Source organism: Streptosporangium sandarakinum (assembly GCF_013409935.1).
Lineage (GTDB): Bacteria > Actinomycetota > Actinomycetes > Streptosporangiales > Streptosporangiaceae > Streptosporangium > Streptosporangium nondiastaticum.
In genome coordinates, this window is sequence record NZ_JACCCO010000002.1 from 1,367,985 (window position 1) to 1,382,817 (window position 14,833).

A 14,833-nucleotide genomic window follows, 5' to 3' on the forward strand; every position below is an offset into this window, starting at 1 on the left:
GAGGAACAGGCGCCGCGTGCTGGGCGGTGTCCTGGCCGGGGTCGTCCTGGTCGCCGGCACGGGCTGGGCCGTCGGCACGCGGCTGCGCTCCCCCGCCGACGAGGCCGCGCTGCGCCGGCCGCCCAGGCCGTCCCTGGTCACCTCCCCCGTCGCGAGGAAGAAGCTGACCAGCGCCATCGCCGTCAGCGGCACCCTGGCGTACGGCTCGCCGCTGCCGGTGACCCTCGCCGGCGTGGTCGGCGGCGCCGGAGGGACCGACGCCGCCGGAGCCGCCGCCGGCGGCGGGGCCCAGCGGGTCACCCGCGCCCCGCGCCCGGGGACGGTCAAGGAGGGGTCGGTGCTGCTGGAGGTCAACGGCCGCCCGGTGTTCGCCCTGCGCGGCAAGGTACCCATGCACCGCACGATGGCGCCGGGCACCGGCGGCGCCGACGTCCGCCAGCTCCAGGCGGCGCTGCGGCGCCTCGGGTGCCGCCCGCCGTCCACGGGCGTCTTCGACTCCGCCACGGCCGCCGCCGTACGCCGCTGGTACGCCGCGCGCGGCTACCGGGCGCAGGAACCGGACCTCGCCGCCCGCCGGGAGCTGGAGACCCTCCGGCAGGCCGTGCGGACCGCCGAGGAGGACCTGCTCACCGACAGGGAGGCCCTCGACACCGGGCGCGACGTCAAACCCCTGACGGTCAAGCTGGCCAACGCCCGTGAGGACCTGCGGGCCGCGCGGAACGCGCTGGCCGCGGAGAAGGCGCGCGACCTCAGCCCCGAGGAGGCCACCCGCCTCACCGAGCTGACCAGGGCCGTGCGGCAGGCCGAGGAGGAGGTCCTGACCGCCGCCCAGGCGCTCGCCGCCGCCAAGCCCGGGGACGACAGGACGCTCCTTGAGGCCAAGGCCGCAGGCGCCCGGGAGAACCTGCGGGCCGCCCAGGAGACGCTGGCCGCCTTCGACGACGAGGCCCGGGCGGGCAAGACCACCCGCCTCGCCGGGCTGACCAAGGAGGTGCGCGCCGCCGAGGACGCCGTCGCCACCGCCGACCAGGCGCTGCGCCGGGCCCGGCGGCTCTCCCCGCTCCGGCTGAAGGTCGCCAACGGCCGCCGGGACGTGGCGGGCGCCAAGGCGGTCCTGGCCGAGTACCTGAAGACCTACGGCGTCAGCGTCCCGCCCGGGGAGATCGTCTTCCTGCCCGCGCTGCCCGCCCGGCTGGACGAAGCCGCCGTCCGGCCCGGGGACGCCGTCGAGGGCAAGGTCGCCACCGTGACCAGTTCGTCCTTCGCGGTGACCGGCTCGGTGGACCGGGACGAGGCCAAGCTGCTGCGCAAGGGCCTGAAGGCGGTCCTGGAGACCGCCGACGGCGCGACGTTCCCGGCGGTGCTGACCGCCACCGGCAAGGACGCCGAACCCGCGGACGCGGGAACGGACGGCGGCTCCGGCGAGAAGAAGGCGACGAGCCCCTTCGGTGACGCGGCGGGGTCCGTGCCGGTCCTGCTCACCCCGACGACGGCCAAGGGCCTGCGGGACGCGGTCGGCACACCGGTCACCGCCAGGATCTCCGTCGGCGCGACCGGCGGCGCGGTGCTCACCGTGCCGGTCGCCGCCGTCGTCACCTCGGCCGACGGCCGCGCGAGGGTCCGGGTCGCGCTGCCCGGGGGCGGCGACCGGGTCGCCGACGTGGAGGTCAGGACCGGCCTGGCCGCCGACGGCGACGTCGAGGTGACACCCGTACGGCCCGGCACGCTGAAGGAGGGCGACCGGGTGGTGGTGAGCGATGCCTGACGTCATCGTCCTGGACGCCGTCAGCCGGGTGTTCCCCACCGACCCGCCCGTGCGGGCGCTCCGCGACATCGGGCTGCGGGTCCGGCGGGGCGACTACGTGGCCATCGTGGGCCCCTCGGGGTCGGGCAAGTCCACCCTGCTGAACACGCTCGGCCTGCTGGACCGGCCCACCTCCGGCTCCTACCTGCTGAACGGCACCGAGACGACCGTCCTCGGGGACGGCGCGCGGACGAGACTGCGGGGACGCGAGATCGGCTTCGTCTACCAGTCGTTCCACCTGCTGCCGCACCGGACCGTCGCGGAGAACGTCATGCTCGCCGAGGTCTACGGCGGGCACCCGCGCCGGCACCGGCGGCGGCGGGCGCTGGAGGCGCTGGAACTGGTCGGCATGTCGCACCGGGTGGACTTCCCGCCCGGGCGGCTGTCCGGGGGCGAGCGGCAGCGGGTGGCGATCGCCCGCGCGCTGATGGGCGAGCCCGCCCTCCTGCTGTGCGACGAGCCCACCGGCAACCTCGACAGCGGCAACACCGAGGCGGTGCTCGACCTGTTCGACGGCCTGCACGCCCACGGCCTCACCCTCCTGGTGATCACCCACGAGGACGAGGTGAGCGCCCGCGCCGGCCGCCGCGTCCGCATCAGCGACGGCGTCCTCACCGAGGAGTGACCGTACGGCCACGCGGCCCGCATGCCGCCTCCCCGCCGCGCCCCGCTTGCTCGCGTTCCCCCGCGTCCGCGCACCGCCCCCTGTCCGTCCGTCGCGTACCGCGCGCCCGGCCGTACCCCGTGAGAGGAGACCATGGACATCCGCGACCTGTGGGCCGAGGCCCTGGCCGGCGTGCTCGCCCGCCCGGTCCGCTCCGCGCTGACCACGCTGGGCACCGTCCTCGGCATCACGACCCTGGTGATCACCCTGGGCGTCGCCGCCACCGCCGGGAACCAGATCGTCGGCCGGTTCGACGAGCTGACCGCCACCGCGATCACGGTCGAGGTGCCGGCCGGGCCCGGCGGCCCGCTCGTCGGCTGGGACTCCCCCGCCGAGGTGCGACGGCTGCGCGGGGTCACCTCCGTCTCCGCCCTCGCCCAGACCGAGGAGAGCTCCAACCTCCGGGTGACGGCCAACGACCTCGTCGATCCCACCCGGGTCACCGGCCAGACCCTCGCCGTGGTGGCCGGCGACCCCGAGCTGCCGCGGGCCGCCCGCGGCCGCATGGTCGAGGGCCGCTTCTTCGACGCGGGCCACGTGCGGCGCGGTGACCGCGTGGTCGTCCTCGGCGACCAGGCCGCGCGGATGCTCGGCGTCACCCGCCTGACGGGCGCCCCCGCCGTCTTCATCGAGGACCGCGCCTACACGGTGATCGGCGTCCTGGGCGGCCTGGGCCGCGAGCAGGTCCTGTCCACCGCGGTGATCGTGCCGCCCACGACCGGCGTCGGCCTCGGCCTGCGGAACGTCACCCGCGTGCTGGTCAACACCTCCCTCGGCGCCGCCGACCTCATCGCCCGCCAGGCCCCCGTCGCGCTGAGCCCCAACCACCACGACGAGCTCCAGGTCATCTCGCCGCCCACCCCCAAACGCGCCCGAGACGGCGTCCAGGACGACGTCAACGGCCTCTTCCCGATCCTCGGCCTGGTCTCCCTGGTGGTCGGCGCGGTCGGCATCGCCAACGTCACCCTGGTCACCGTGATGGAGCGCGTCTCCGAGATCGGCCTGCGCCGCTCCCTGGGCGCCGCCCGCCGCCACATCGCCGCCCAGTTCCTCCTGGAGTCCACCCTGATCGGGATGACCGGCGGGGTGATCGGCGCCGGAGCCGGCCTGGTCTCCGTCGTCGCCGTCTCGGCCGCGCAGCGGTGGACCCCCGTCCTCGACGCGCGCCTCGCCCTGGCCGCGCCCGTGGCCGGCGCCCTGGTCGGCCTGCTCGCCGGCCTCTACCCCGCCCTGCGCGCCGCCCGCATGGAACCGGCGGACGCCCTGCGATGAACGGGATCTCCCTTCTCTGGGAGGCATCCACGACACGAATCGGCTGCTCAGACGGGTCCGAGCGACGTACACTCGGCATGTGACCGCCGCGCATGACCACGACGACCTGCACGCCCTGGTGGACAGGCTTCAGCCTCACCAGGCGCGAGAGCTGCGTGCCGTCGCGCTGCGGCTGGTGGAGTCCGGCGAGATCGCGGACCGGCCGGAGAGCGAGCCGCCGGTCAGGCGCCGCCGCCTGGCTTTCATCGGCACCATGGACTCGGGCGTCGGAGATCTTGCGGAACGGCACGAAGAGATCCTCGGCGAGGGGTTGAATCGTCCAATGTGACGACGCTCCTCGACACCGGACCGCTGGTGGCCGCCCTGGACATCGCGGACAAGCATCACTTCCGCTGCGCGGAACTCCTCGAAACCGCGCCGGGCCCCCTGCTGGTTCCGGTCCCCGTGATGGTCGAGGTGTGCTGGCTGATCGAGAAGCATCGGGGGTCCCTGGCGGAAGCCGCGTTCCTCGACTCACTCGACGCCGGGGAACTGACATTGATCTCTCTTGAGAGAGAAGACATCACACGTATCGCCGAACTGGTGCGCACCTACAGGAACCTGCCCCTCGGGGCGGTGGACGCCTCAGTGATCGCGATAGCCGAGCGGCTGGGACTGCCCACGGTGGCGACCCTGGATCACCGCCACTTCAACGTCGTACGCCCCCGCCATGTTCAGGCTCTCCGGTTGCTCCCATGAGTCACCGCGTTCCCGGGAAAGCGACGAGCGGCCACCACAGGTGGCGGGAGAGCGGCCAGCTGGAGCGCGCGGTCGAGACGGCGGGTGGTCCCGAGCGGTTCGAGGTGGGGGTGCGGCACCTTGAGGACGAGGCCCGGGTGTGGCGTCCGGCCGAGCCGACTTCGGTGACGAGCGGCTCAAGGTCGGCTGGTCCCGTTCAGCGGGACCAGTAGCGGTCGGCGGCGAGGACGAGGGCGGCGGCGCCGACCAGGCCCGCGTCCTGGCCCAGGGCGGCCGGGACGACCTTGACCCGCCGGGCGAAGCCCATCCGCGCGTGCTCCCGCAGCGCCGCCCGCAGCGGCTCGAACAGCAGCGGCCCGGCCTGGGAGAGACCGCCGCCGACGGTGACCACGTCGAGGTCGCAGAGGTTCACCGCGGAGGCGATGGCCACGCCCAGCGCCCGGCCCGCGCGGTCCAGCGCCGCGAGGGCGATCTCGTCGCCCGCGGCGGCGTCCAGGGCGAGCCGCCGCCCGCTGGCCGCCGTCTCCTCCACGTAATCGGGGCCGGTGCCCGGTTCCTCCGCCTGGCCGGGGCCGGTGCCGTGGCCGGTATCCGGTTCCGCGACCGCCTCGCCGTACGGCGGGACGTCCGGCCCGGCGTCCGGCTGCCCGGATCGCTCGACGGCGCCCGGGACCCAGCCCTGTTCGACCGCCCAGGCCGCCAGGCCCGGGCCTCGGGCGACGGCCTCCAGGCAGCCCCGGCCGCCGCACCGGCACTCGGGTCCGTCCGGATCGACCACGACGTGCCCGATGTGCCCGGCGTTGCCGCTACCGCCGTCGATCAGCCGGCCGCCGAGGATCAGCCCGCCGCCCACACCCGTGGAGACGACCATGCCGAGCATGTCGGCGCTGCCCCGGCCCGCGCCGCGCCAGTGCTCGGCGACGGCCAGGCAGACCGCGTCGTTGTGGACGCGCACCGGGACCCCGGGGAACCGCGAGGCGAGCCGGGCCCGCAGCGGGAAACCGCGCCACCCGGGCATGTTCAGCGGCGAGACCTCGCCCTCGGGCCAGGTCATCGGGCCGCCGCAGCCCACCCCGACCCCGGCGACCATGCCGCTCCCGAGGTCGTCGCGGCCCGCCGTACGCAGCACGGAGCCGATGAGGTCGACGAGCGTCTCCCACAGGGCCGCCGCGTCACCGCCGGGCGGCGTCGCGACCCGGCGGGCCTCCTGGACGTTTCCGGTGGGGTCCACGAGGGCGACGGCGAACTTCGTCCCCCCGACGTCCACGGCGAGCACCGACTGGGGCATCCGCCGATCCTACGGCCCCTCCACGGGCGGCCGGGAGGAGAAGACCAGGACGGAGGCGGTGAACCCGTGCACGTGGTTGTGCCCGGCGACCGGGCCGACCTCCCCCGCCGCGAAGAACCCGGCCACGCTGACCGGGCCGAGGGTGTCGCGGACCGCGGCGGCGTCGTGGTCGGAGCTGCCGAACATGGCCGAGCCCCGGCCGTTGCAGGAGAACAGCAGCGCGCCGTCCACGTCGCCGAACTCCTCCCGGTGGGCGTCGAGCAGCTCGTAGAGGTCCTCGTCGGCGGTGGCGGCGTCGCGCACCTGGAAGCGCACGGTACGGCCGATCTCGACGACGTCGCCGATGGCCACCGCCTCCCGCTCGGGGTCGATGCCGAGCACGCCCCGGATCAGGAAGTCGCCGCGCTCGTGCCGTTCGGCGTACTCGTCCATGGCGACGCCGATCTGCAGACCGGAGGCGACCAGCTCCCGGTCGTCCTCGTCCAGCGCGCTGACGATCTCCTCCAACCGGGCGAGGGCGGGCTGGCCGGCGAGCTCCAGGAGGAGGTTGTCCTCGGCGGCGGTGACGGCCATCGTGGGGCCGATCGGGCGGCACCCCTGGCTGACCAGGGTGCTGACGTTGAGCGGGCCGCCGAGCAGCACGCCGACGGCGCCCTCGGTGTGGACCTGCCCGTCGGCGAACAGCCGCACCGCCCCGCGCCCCCCGGTCGCGTTGGCCATGCCGCCGACCAGCGGGAGGCTGCCCAGCACCTCGTGGGAGCGCTCGACGAAGCCGTCGGTGGGGAAGCTGTAGGGATCGGCGAGCAGGATGGCCGCGTGGTCGTCCGGGGTGTTCTCCGGCAGGCCGACCACGACGAACCGGTCCTCGGTGCGCAGGGTGTCCAGGGCGAAGGTCGTCAGCCGCGCCCCGTCGAGCGTCGCGGCCCAGGCGCTCACCGAGGGCGTGGTCTCCACGCCCTGGCCGTCGCCGATCACCCCCGTGGCGCTGCATCCGATCACCGCGGCGCCCTCGGCCATCCGCATCGCCCGCAGCCCCGCGCGGGCGACCTCGTCGGGGTCGTCACCGCAGATGAAGAAGCAGAGCAGGTCAGGTGATCCGCTGAGGCCGCCCAAGGCCTGGCGGACCGCGTTCTCGGCCGCCCCGACCAGATCGGTTCCGACGGCGAGACCATCGGCGAAACGGCTCGTCAACAGCGCCACACGCCTCGCCTCTCCTTCTTGCCCGAAATCTTGTCCTGGAGCGATTCTCCCCACTGATGGACCAAGCACGCCCACCGCCGACCAACAATGGCGAAGATCCGAAACCGGGATAAGAGTGCCGGTTTCGGAGCGGGCGACGTAGGCTCGGTTCCGTGCCTCACATTCCAGAGCCACGGACTCTGCGCGAGCTGCGCGCGAGCGGCCATATCCACCGAACCGTCAAGGCCGAGATCCGCGAGAACCTCCTGGCCCGGCTCAGGTCGGGGGAGCCGCGGTTCCAGGGCATCGTGGGATTCGACGACACCGTCCTGCCCCAGCTGGAGCGGGCCCTGCTCGCCGGGCACGACCTGGTCCTGCTGGGCGAGCGCGGCCAGGGCAAGACCCGGCTGATCCGCACCGTCGCCGGTCTGCTCGACGAGTGGACCCCCGTGGTGGACGGCTGCGAGATCAACGACCACCCGTACGCGCCCTCCTGCGTCCGCTGCCGCCGCCTGGCCGGTGAGCTGGGCGAGGAGCTGCCGGTCTCCTGGCGGCACCGGGACGAGCGCTACGGCGAGAAGCTCGCCACGCCCGACACCTCCGTCGGCGACCTGATCGGCGACGTCGACCCCATCAAGATCGCTGAGGGGCGCACGCTCGGCGACCCGGAGACCGTCCACTACGGCCTGGTGCCGCGGAGCAACCGGGGCGTCTTCTCCGTCAACGAGCTGCCCGACCTCGCCGAGCGCATCCAGGTGGCGCTGCTCAACGTGCTGGAGGAGCGCGACATCCAGGTGCGCGGCTACAACCTGCGGCTGCCGCTGGACCTCCTGCTGATCGCCAGCGCCAACCCCGAGGACTACACCAACCGCGGGCGGATCATCACCCCGTTGAAGGACCGCTTCGGCGCGGAGATCCGCACCCACTACCCGCTGTCGATCGAGACCGAGCTCTCCCTCATCCGGCAGGAGGCCGACCTCGACCACGTCGGCGCCGACCTGCCCGACCACCTGATCGAGACGATCGCCCGCTTCACCCGGCTGGTCCGCGAGTCCACCGCGGTGGACTCGCGGTCGGGCGTGTCGGCCCGCTTCTCCATCGCCGCCGCCGAGACCGCCGCGGCCTCGGCCGTACGGCGGGCCGCCCTGACCGGCGAGGAGCGCGCGGTGGCCCGGGTGGCCGACCTGCCGGGCATCGTGCACACGCTGCGGGGCAAGGTGGAGTTCGAGGTCAGCGAGGAGGGCCGGGAGACCGAGGTGCTGGCCCACCTGCTGCGCCGGGCGGTGGCCGAGACGTTCCGCGGCACGCTGGGCGGCATGGACCTCAGCGCGCTGCTGGAGAAGTTCTCCCAGGGCGCCCAGGTCGAGTCCGGGCCGCTGGTCCCGGCCTCGGAGCTGCTGCGCAGGATCGGCCCGGTGTCAGGCCTGGCGAAGATCATGGAACGGCTCGGCATCGGCGACGAGTCGCCGGGGCACGCCGCGGCGGCCCTGGAGTTCGCCATGGAGGGGCTTTACCTCCTGCGCCGGCTGTCCAAGGACGAGGTGGGCGGCGGGGCGGTCTACCGCACCTGATCCGCCCGCCGGCGGAACGCCGCCGGCCCATCGCATCGGGAAGGGTCACCATGTCCTACCGCTATGGCGAGTACCGGGACGGCCCGGACCCGCTGGCCCCGCCGTACGACGTGCGTTCGGCGCTGGACCAGATGGGCGACTCCGTGCTGTCCGGCTCCAACCCCGCGCACGCGCTGCGCGACCTGCTCCGGCAGGGCCTGCCCGGCGCGCGGGACCGGCGGGGGCTGGACGACCTGCTCCGCGAGGTACGGCGCCGCCGTCGCGAGCTGCGCGAGCGCGGCCGCCTCGACGGGACGCTGGAGCGGGCCCGCGCCCTGCTGGACCGGGCCCTCGAACAGGAGCGGGCCGCTCTGTTCCCCGACCCCTCCGACGAGGCCCGGCTGCGCGAGGCCGAGCTGGACGGGCTGCCGGAGGACACCGCGAGCGCGATCCGAGAGCTGACGGACTACCGGTGGCGGTCGCAGGAGGCGCGGCGGACCTTCGAGGAGCTGCGCGACCTGCTGCGCCGGGAGGTGCTCGACAGCCAGTTCCGCGGCATGCGGCAGGCGCTGGCCGACCCCGACCCCGAGGCGATGGAGCGGGTCCGGCGGATGATGTCGGACCTGAACGACATGCTCGACCGGGACTCCCGGGGCGAACACACCCAGGCCGACTTTAACGACTTCATGTCGAAATATGGGGACATGTTCCCGGAGGCGCCGCGCAACCTGGAGGAGCTGGTCGACATCCTCGCCCGGCGGGCCGCCGCCACCCAGCGCCTGCTGGCCTCCCTCACCCCGAGCCAGCGCGAGGAACTGGCCGACCTGATGAGCCAGACGCTGGAGCAGGCCGGCCTGGACGAGGAGATGCGCCGCCTGGGCGAGGCCCTCCACAACCGCCGCCCCGACCTCGCCTGGAACACCCCCGAGCGGCTGACCGGCGAGGACCCGATGGGGATGGGCGACGCGGTCACCGCCCTGGACGAGCTCGCCGACCTCACCCAGCTGGAGGCGGCGCTGCGCCAGGACTACCCCGGCGCCCGCCTCGACGACATCGACGAGGCCGCGATCCGCCGCGCCCTGGGCCGCTCCGCGGTCGACGACCTGGAGGCGCTCAGGCAGGTCGAGCGCGAGCTGGAGCAGCAGGGCTACCTCCGCCGCAAGCGCGGCAAGCTGGAGCTGACCCCCAAGGCCGTCCGCCGCCTGGGCGAGACCGCCCTGCGCCGCGTCTTCGCCTCCCTCGACGCCGGGCGCCACGGCGACCACGACCAGACCGACGCCGGTTCCGCCGGGGAGCTGACCGGCTCCTCCCGGCCGTGGCGGTTCGGCGACGAGCAGCCCATCGACGTGGTCCGCACGGTCGTCAACGCCGTACGGCGCGGCGGCCGGGGCGGCGGAGCGGTGGCCCTGTCGGTCGACGACTTCGAGGTGGCCGAGACCGAACGGCGCACGGCCGCGGCCGTCTGCCTGCTGGTGGACCTCTCCTACTCGATGGCCCTGCGCGGCACGTGGGCGGCGGCCAAACAGACCGCGCTGGCCCTGCAGGCGCTGGTCGGCTCGAAGTTCCCGCAGGACTCGGTGCAGATCATCGGCTTCTCCAACTACGCCAGGGTCCTCGCGCCCGACGAGCTGGCCGGGCTGGAGTGGGACATGGTCCAGGGCACCAACCTGCACCACGCGCTGCTGATCGCGGGGCGGCACCTGGACCGCCACCCCGACTTCGAGCCGGTCGTGCTCGTGGTCACCGACGGCGAGCCCACCGCCCACCTGCGGCGCAACGGCTCGGCGGCCTTCGAGTGGCCGCCCACGAGCGAGACGCTGGAGCTGACGCTCGCCGAGGTGGACAAGATGACGCGCCGCCGGGCGACGCTCAACGTCTTCATGCTCGCCGACGACGAGCGGCTGCGGGACTTCGTCAACGAGGTGGCCCGCCGCAACGGCGGCCGGGTGTTCTCCTCCAGCGCCGACCGCCTCGGAGAGTACGTCGTCAGCGACTTCCTGCGGACCCGCCGCGCCCGCTGACCCGCCGCGCCCGGCCGGCCCGCCGTCCGCCTCCGTTTCGGAAGGCCGGGTACGGCGCGGCCGGTCCGGCCGGGCTCAGGCGCCGGCGTAGGCCAGGTAGGAGTTGAGCGCCAGGTCGAAGCCGTCGCGGTAGTGGCGGTAGGAGCGGTAGCAGGGCCGCCAGGCCGTGCTGTTGCCCACCCCGGCCCGCGCGTCCACCACGGCCGCCGGCACCCGTTCCGGGCGCGGCAGCAGGCCGCCGCCGAGATAGCGGGCGTCGGCCAGGGCCGTGCAGGTCTCACGGTCGCCGGAGACGTAGCGGCCCCGCCGCCAGCCGCTCTCCTCGTCCCACACCAGCGCGTCCCCGCCGGTCAGGAGGATCGTGGCGGCGCGCGGATCGCACGGCCCCTCCCACCAGTCGGCGACCTCGGCGCCCAGCGCCTCGACGACGCGGCTCACGTAGAGGGCCGGCTGACGCCGCCACTCCTCGGTGTACGGCTCGACATGTCTTACACCCACTGGGGGCACTCCCTTGTGCCGTCGTCCACGATCGGTTTCACCACCCGCCCGGAACGGCCACGACCAGAGCCGCCTGAGGCCTCACACACGGGAACGAGTTCGCCAGTGATCCTACTCACCCCGGCGGGGTGCTCAGGGGCGAAATGCGAAGATCTACCCTCGCGTGACACCGGAACCGGCCTCCCGCCGCCCGCGTGTCCGGCCTGGCCCCGGCCGGACCCCGCCCGGACACCGGCCCTCGCGGCGCCGCTCGCGGCGGGCCACGTTCCGAGAACGATCATCGGCCAGGGAAGTGTCGGTAAGGCCCGAGCGAGCCGTAGGCGGGCGGGATCACCGCGGGTTAGTGTCTGGCGCATGACAGACCTGCTGCTCTGGCTCCACATCGGCTTCGCGATCTTCACGCTGGGGCCGCTCACCGCCGCCACCATGTCCACCCCGAGGTTCATCCGCGCCGGAGACGTCAACGTCCTGCGGTACCTGCACCAGACCACCCGCATATACGCCGTCGCGGCCCTGGGGGTGTTCCTGTTCGGCGCGCTGCTGGGCCGCGAGTATCTCGGCAGGCCCTACCTGTCGATCTCGATGACGCTGTTCATCGTCGCCCTGGCGCTCCTCGCCCTGGTGGTCCGCGACCAGGGCATCGCCCTGCGGATCCTCGGCCGCGAGGGCGGCGGGACCGCCGAGAGCCCGAAGGGCGACGCGAAGGTCCAGGTCGGCCGGGTCGCCGCGCTCTCCGGTGTGATCACCGTGATCTGGCTGGTCATCCTGGTGATGATGGTCTGGGGCAGCCCCTCCTGACCGGCCCGGCCCGGCCGGTCGCCCGCGGCGCGGCGAGACTTCCGCGAGGGCGGCCCGGCACGACCGTCCGGAGGCACGGCCGCCCGTACGGCCGGCCGTGCCTCCGGCCCGGCGACGCCTCCACGCCGGGCCGTACGGCCGTGCCCCTCTCAGTCCGTCAGCCCAGCGCCCGGGTCAGGTCGGCGAGCAGGTCGTCGATCGACTCGATGCCGACCGACAGCCGGACGAGGTCGGAGGGGACCTCCAGCGGCGAGCCCACCGCCGAGGCGTGGGTCATCCGGCCCGGATGCTCGACCAGCGACTCCACCCCGCCGAGCGACTCGCCGAGGGTGAACAGCTTCGTCCGGTTGCAGATCTCGACCGCCTCGGCCTCGCCGCCGGCGACCCGGAAGGAGACCATGCCGCCGAAGCGCCTCATCTGCTTGGCGGCCACCTCGTGGCCGGGGTGCTCGGGCAGGCCCGGGTAGAGCACCGACGACACCTTGGGGTGGGCCAGCAGCAGGTCCACGACCCGCTCGGCGTTGTCGCAGTGGCGCTCCATCCGCACCGCGAGCGTCTTGAGGCCCCGCAGGGTCAGCCACGCGTCGAACGGGCCGGCCACCGCGCCCATGGCGTTCTGGTGATAGGCGAGCTTCTCGCCCACCTCGGCGTCGCGCGCGACGAGCGCCCCGCCGACCACGTCGGAGTGGCCGCCCACGTACTTGGTGGTGGAGTGCACCACGATGTCCGCGCCCAGCGACAGCGGCTGCTGGAGGTACGGCGAGGCGAACGTGTTGTCCACCACCAGCAGCGCGCCGTTCTCGTGCGCGAGATGGGCCAGCGCCTCGATGTCGAAGACGCTCAGCAGCGGGTTGGTCGGCGTCTCGACCCAGACGATCTTCGTCTTCGGGGTCATCGCGGACGCCACCGCGTCCAGGTCCCCGAGCGGCACCGCGTCGTAGTGCAGCGACCAGGGCTCGTGCACCTTGGCGAAGAGCCGGTAGGTGCCGCCGTAGGCGTCGTTCGGGATGATGACGTGGTCGCCCGGCCGGCAGACGGCGCGCAGCACGGTGTCCTCGGCCGCCAGGCCGGACGCGAACGCCAGGCCCCGGGCGCCGCCCTCGACGGCCGCGACGGCCTCCTCCAGGGCGGCCCTGGTCGGGTTGGCCGACCGGCTGTACTCATATCCGGAGCGCAGGCCCCCGACGCCGTCCTGCTTGTAGGTGGAGACGGCGTAGATCGGCGGGACGACCGCCCCGGTGACCGGGTCGGGCTCCTGGCCTGCGTGGATCGCCAGTGTTTCGAATCCTTCACTCATGAGGCCAACGCTACTCGGAAGCGGCGGGCGGACCACCCGGTACGGTCCCCTTCCGCCACCTCCGGTCCGCGCCGCCCCGAACCGCCGTGTTCTCCGGCTCCCGCCGTCCAGGGCCGCCGGGCCCTCCGGCTCAGGCCGCCCTGGGCCGGTACTCCCCGGCGTCCGTCCGCGGCAGCCGGATGATCTCACCGGCCGCCTCCCCCGCGTCCGCTGCGTCCCCCGTGGCGCCCTCCGGCGGCGTCCCGGCGCCCTTCCTGCTCATGGCGGCCTCCCTGCCCTTGGCGGCGGCGCGCGACAGCAGGACCGGGTCCGCCATGGCCAGGCAGAGCCCGATCGCGAATCCGATGGTCAGCAGCACGGTCCCGATGACGGTCATGGTTCCTCCCCTTCGACGCATCGAGCATCTCCCGCGGCCCCCGTCCCGCGCCTCCGCTGAAGGACCGGTCCTGCCGGCCACCGGTCGGCCGAACGGCCGATTCACCACACCGACCGGGGGCCTAGGCTCGGTGAGCGTGGGTGAGTCACATCGCGTCGTTCACTGGATCAGACGGCTCAGCGAGATCGCGCTGATCGGCTGGCTGGCGCTGCTGCTCCTGATCGACGTCGCGGTGGCGATGGGCCTCCACACCTGGCCGGTGTGGCCCAACCTGCTGTGCGGCACGGTCGGCGTCCTCGCCGTGCTGTGGCGGCGCACCCGCCTGGTGAGCGGCTTCCGCGCCTTCCTGGCGCTGTCGTTCTGCGTCACCCTGGTCATCCAGGTCACCGGCGGCGACGGCAGGCCGGGATTCGCCGAGATCGGGGCGCTGCTGGTCCTCACCGTCAGCGGGCTGCGCTCGATCGAGCCGGTCCGGCGCGCGGCGCTGTTCTCCCTGGCGGCGATGGTCGTGCTGGAGTTCTCGGCCTGGCGCCTGCGGCTGGCCCCCCAGATCGTGGCCACCGCGTTCGCCCTCTTCGTGCCCTGGGCGTTCGCGGCCGGGGCGGGCGCCTACCTCCGCTTCCAGCTGGAGCGCCGCCGGGAGGCGGTGGCCGCGGTACGGCGGTCCGAGCGCCTGGAGCTGGCCAGGGAGCTGCACGACCTGGTCGCCCACCACATCACCGGGATCGTCGTGCAGGCGCAGGCCGCCCGGGTCGTCGCCGAGCAGAAACCCGACGCCGTGGCCCCCGCGCTGGACGCGATCGCCGGCGCCGGGGTCGACGCGCTGACCTCGATGCGCCGCCTGGTCAGCGTGCTGCGCGCCGAGGACGAGGCGGCCCGCTCCCCGGGCAGCACGCTGCGGGACATGCGGCTGCTGGTCGAGCGGTTCTCCGCCGGCGGCCCCACGGTCGCCTTCGACATCGGCGCGGGCATCGACGACGGCACCCTTCCCCCGGAGGTGCTGACGACCCTCCACCGGGTGCTGCAGGAGTCGCTGACCAACGTCCGCCGCCACGCCCCGGACGCGGGCTGGGTGGAGGCGGACCTGAGGCCGGTCGGCGTCCCGCCCGGGACCGTGGTGCTGCGCGTCCGCAACTACGGCTCGGCGTCCGACGGCCGGTTCTCCCGGCTGGGCGGCGGGTTCGGCCTCGTGGGCATGGCCGAGCGCGTCGAGGCGCTGGGCGGCCGGCTGACCGCGGGCCCCACCCCCGAGGGCGCCTGGGAGGTGGTGGCGGAGTGCCCGCTGGAACGGCCGGCCGCCGCCGGTGGCCGGCGCGACCCGTTCCCCGGCTGACCGGTCCGGTCTCCG

14 protein-coding genes are annotated in these 14,833 nt (G+C 74.3%); 9 read left to right on the forward strand and 5 right to left on the reverse strand.

Annotated elements, in window-relative coordinates; translation table 11 throughout:
* Positions 1 to 16: 16 nt before the first annotated feature.
* The 5 genes from HDA43_RS24575 (at position 17) to HDA43_RS24595 (ending at position 4,478) form a co-directional block, all read left to right on the forward strand.
* Positions 17 to 1,765 (forward strand): peptidoglycan-binding protein, encoded by a 1,749-nt coding sequence (locus HDA43_RS24575; RefSeq protein ID WP_312873519.1) that lies wholly within the window; start codon positions 17 to 19, stop codon positions 1,763 to 1,765.
* Positions 1,758 to 2,429: an ABC transporter ATP-binding protein gene (locus HDA43_RS24580; RefSeq protein ID WP_179825533.1), complete on the forward strand. Its 672-nt coding sequence runs from the start codon at positions 1,758 to 1,760 to the stop codon at positions 2,427 to 2,429. The genes HDA43_RS24575 and HDA43_RS24580 overlap by 8 nt, the downstream gene beginning before the upstream one ends.
* Positions 2,430 to 2,561: 132 nt before the next feature.
* Entirely contained in the window at positions 2,562 to 3,740 is a 1,179-nt protein-coding gene (locus tag HDA43_RS24585; protein ID WP_179825535.1) for an ABC transporter permease, read from the forward strand.
* 79 nt (positions 3,741 to 3,819) lie between these two features.
* Positions 3,820 to 4,068: a hypothetical protein gene (locus HDA43_RS24590; RefSeq protein ID WP_179825537.1), complete on the forward strand. Its 249-nt coding sequence runs from the start codon at positions 3,820 to 3,822 to the stop codon at positions 4,066 to 4,068.
* Positions 4,065 to 4,478: a type II toxin-antitoxin system VapC family toxin gene (locus HDA43_RS24595; RefSeq protein WP_179825545.1), complete on the forward strand. Its 414-nt coding sequence runs from the start codon at positions 4,065 to 4,067 to the stop codon at positions 4,476 to 4,478. The genes HDA43_RS24590 and HDA43_RS24595 overlap by 4 nt, the downstream gene beginning before the upstream one ends.
* 196 nt (positions 4,479 to 4,674) lie before the next feature.
* On the opposite strand, the gene HDA43_RS24600 is transcribed toward HDA43_RS24595, so the two are convergent.
* Positions 4,675 to 5,766, reverse strand: a complete 1,092-nt coding sequence (locus HDA43_RS24600) for an ROK family protein (protein ID WP_179825547.1) — start codon at positions 5,764 to 5,766, stop codon at positions 4,675 to 4,677.
* A 9-nt stretch (positions 5,767 to 5,775) separates the two neighbouring features.
* Positions 5,776 to 6,966: an FIST signal transduction protein gene (locus HDA43_RS24605; protein WP_312873520.1), complete on the reverse strand. Its 1,191-nt coding sequence runs from the start codon at positions 6,964 to 6,966 to the stop codon at positions 5,776 to 5,778.
* A gap of 152 nt (positions 6,967 to 7,118) precedes the next feature.
* Between HDA43_RS24605 and HDA43_RS24610 the strand changes: the two genes are divergently transcribed.
* A complete protein-coding gene (locus HDA43_RS24610; protein WP_179825550.1) occupies positions 7,119 to 8,516 on the forward strand; it encodes a sigma 54-interacting transcriptional regulator in 1,398 nt (465 codons plus the stop codon).
* A gap of 50 nt (positions 8,517 to 8,566) precedes the next feature.
* The gene (locus HDA43_RS24615) at positions 8,567 to 10,516 is read left to right on the forward strand and encodes a vWA domain-containing protein (RefSeq protein ID WP_179825552.1); all 1,950 of its coding nucleotides are present in this window, start codon (positions 8,567 to 8,569) and stop codon (positions 10,514 to 10,516) included.
* Between the two features lie 75 nt (positions 10,517 to 10,591).
* Here the strand turns inward: HDA43_RS24615 and HDA43_RS24620 are convergent, their stop codons facing one another.
* A complete protein-coding gene (locus HDA43_RS24620; protein ID WP_179825554.1) occupies positions 10,592 to 11,014 on the reverse strand; it encodes a DUF6292 family protein in 423 nt (140 codons plus the stop codon).
* 354 nt (positions 11,015 to 11,368) lie between these two features.
* On the opposite strand from HDA43_RS24620, the gene HDA43_RS24625 reads away from it, so the two are divergent.
* Positions 11,369 to 11,812, forward strand: a complete 444-nt coding sequence (locus HDA43_RS24625; protein WP_179825556.1) for a hypothetical protein — start codon at positions 11,369 to 11,371, stop codon at positions 11,810 to 11,812.
* A 157-nt stretch (positions 11,813 to 11,969) separates the two neighbouring features.
* Here HDA43_RS24625 and HDA43_RS24630 read toward each other — a convergent pair whose 3' ends face one another.
* The gene (locus HDA43_RS24630; protein ID WP_179825557.1) at positions 11,970 to 13,109 is read right to left on the reverse strand and encodes a cystathionine gamma-synthase; all 1,140 of its coding nucleotides are present in this window, start codon (positions 13,107 to 13,109) and stop codon (positions 11,970 to 11,972) included.
* A gap of 130 nt (positions 13,110 to 13,239) precedes the next feature.
* The gene (locus HDA43_RS24635) at positions 13,240 to 13,485 is read right to left on the reverse strand and encodes a hypothetical protein (RefSeq protein ID WP_179825558.1); all 246 of its coding nucleotides are present in this window, start codon (positions 13,483 to 13,485) and stop codon (positions 13,240 to 13,242) included.
* A 136-nt stretch (positions 13,486 to 13,621) separates the two neighbouring features.
* Between HDA43_RS24635 and HDA43_RS24640 the strand changes: the two genes are divergently transcribed.
* Positions 13,622 to 14,818, forward strand: coding sequence for a sensor histidine kinase (locus HDA43_RS24640; RefSeq protein ID WP_179825559.1), 1,197 nt, complete (start codon positions 13,622 to 13,624; stop codon positions 14,816 to 14,818).
* Positions 14,819 to 14,833: the final 15 nt, after the last annotated feature.

What these genes read in the sequence shown, in the direction of transcription:
- HDA43_RS24580 (WP_179825533.1), top strand. Translation starts at nt 1,758, where the DNA reads ATGCCTGACGTCATCGTCCTGGACGCCGTCAGCCGGGTGTTCCCCACC.
- HDA43_RS24585 (WP_179825535.1), top strand. Translation starts at nt 2,562, where the DNA reads ATGGACATCCGCGACCTGTGGGCCGAGGCCCTGGCCGGCGTGCTCGCC.
- HDA43_RS24600 (WP_179825547.1), bottom strand. Translation starts at nt 5,766, where the DNA reads ATGCCCCAGTCGGTGCTCGCCGTGGACGTCGGGGGGACGAAGTTCGCC.
- HDA43_RS24615 (WP_179825552.1), top strand. Translation starts at nt 8,567, where the DNA reads ATGTCCTACCGCTATGGCGAGTACCGGGACGGCCCGGACCCGCTGGCC.
- HDA43_RS24625 (WP_179825556.1), top strand. Translation starts at nt 11,369, where the DNA reads ATGACAGACCTGCTGCTCTGGCTCCACATCGGCTTCGCGATCTTCACG.
- HDA43_RS24630 (WP_179825557.1), bottom strand. Translation starts at nt 13,109, where the DNA reads ATGAGTGAAGGATTCGAAACACTGGCGATCCACGCAGGCCAGGAGCCC.
- HDA43_RS24635 (WP_179825558.1), bottom strand. Translation starts at nt 13,485, where the DNA reads ATGACCGTCATCGGGACCGTGCTGCTGACCATCGGATTCGCGATCGGG.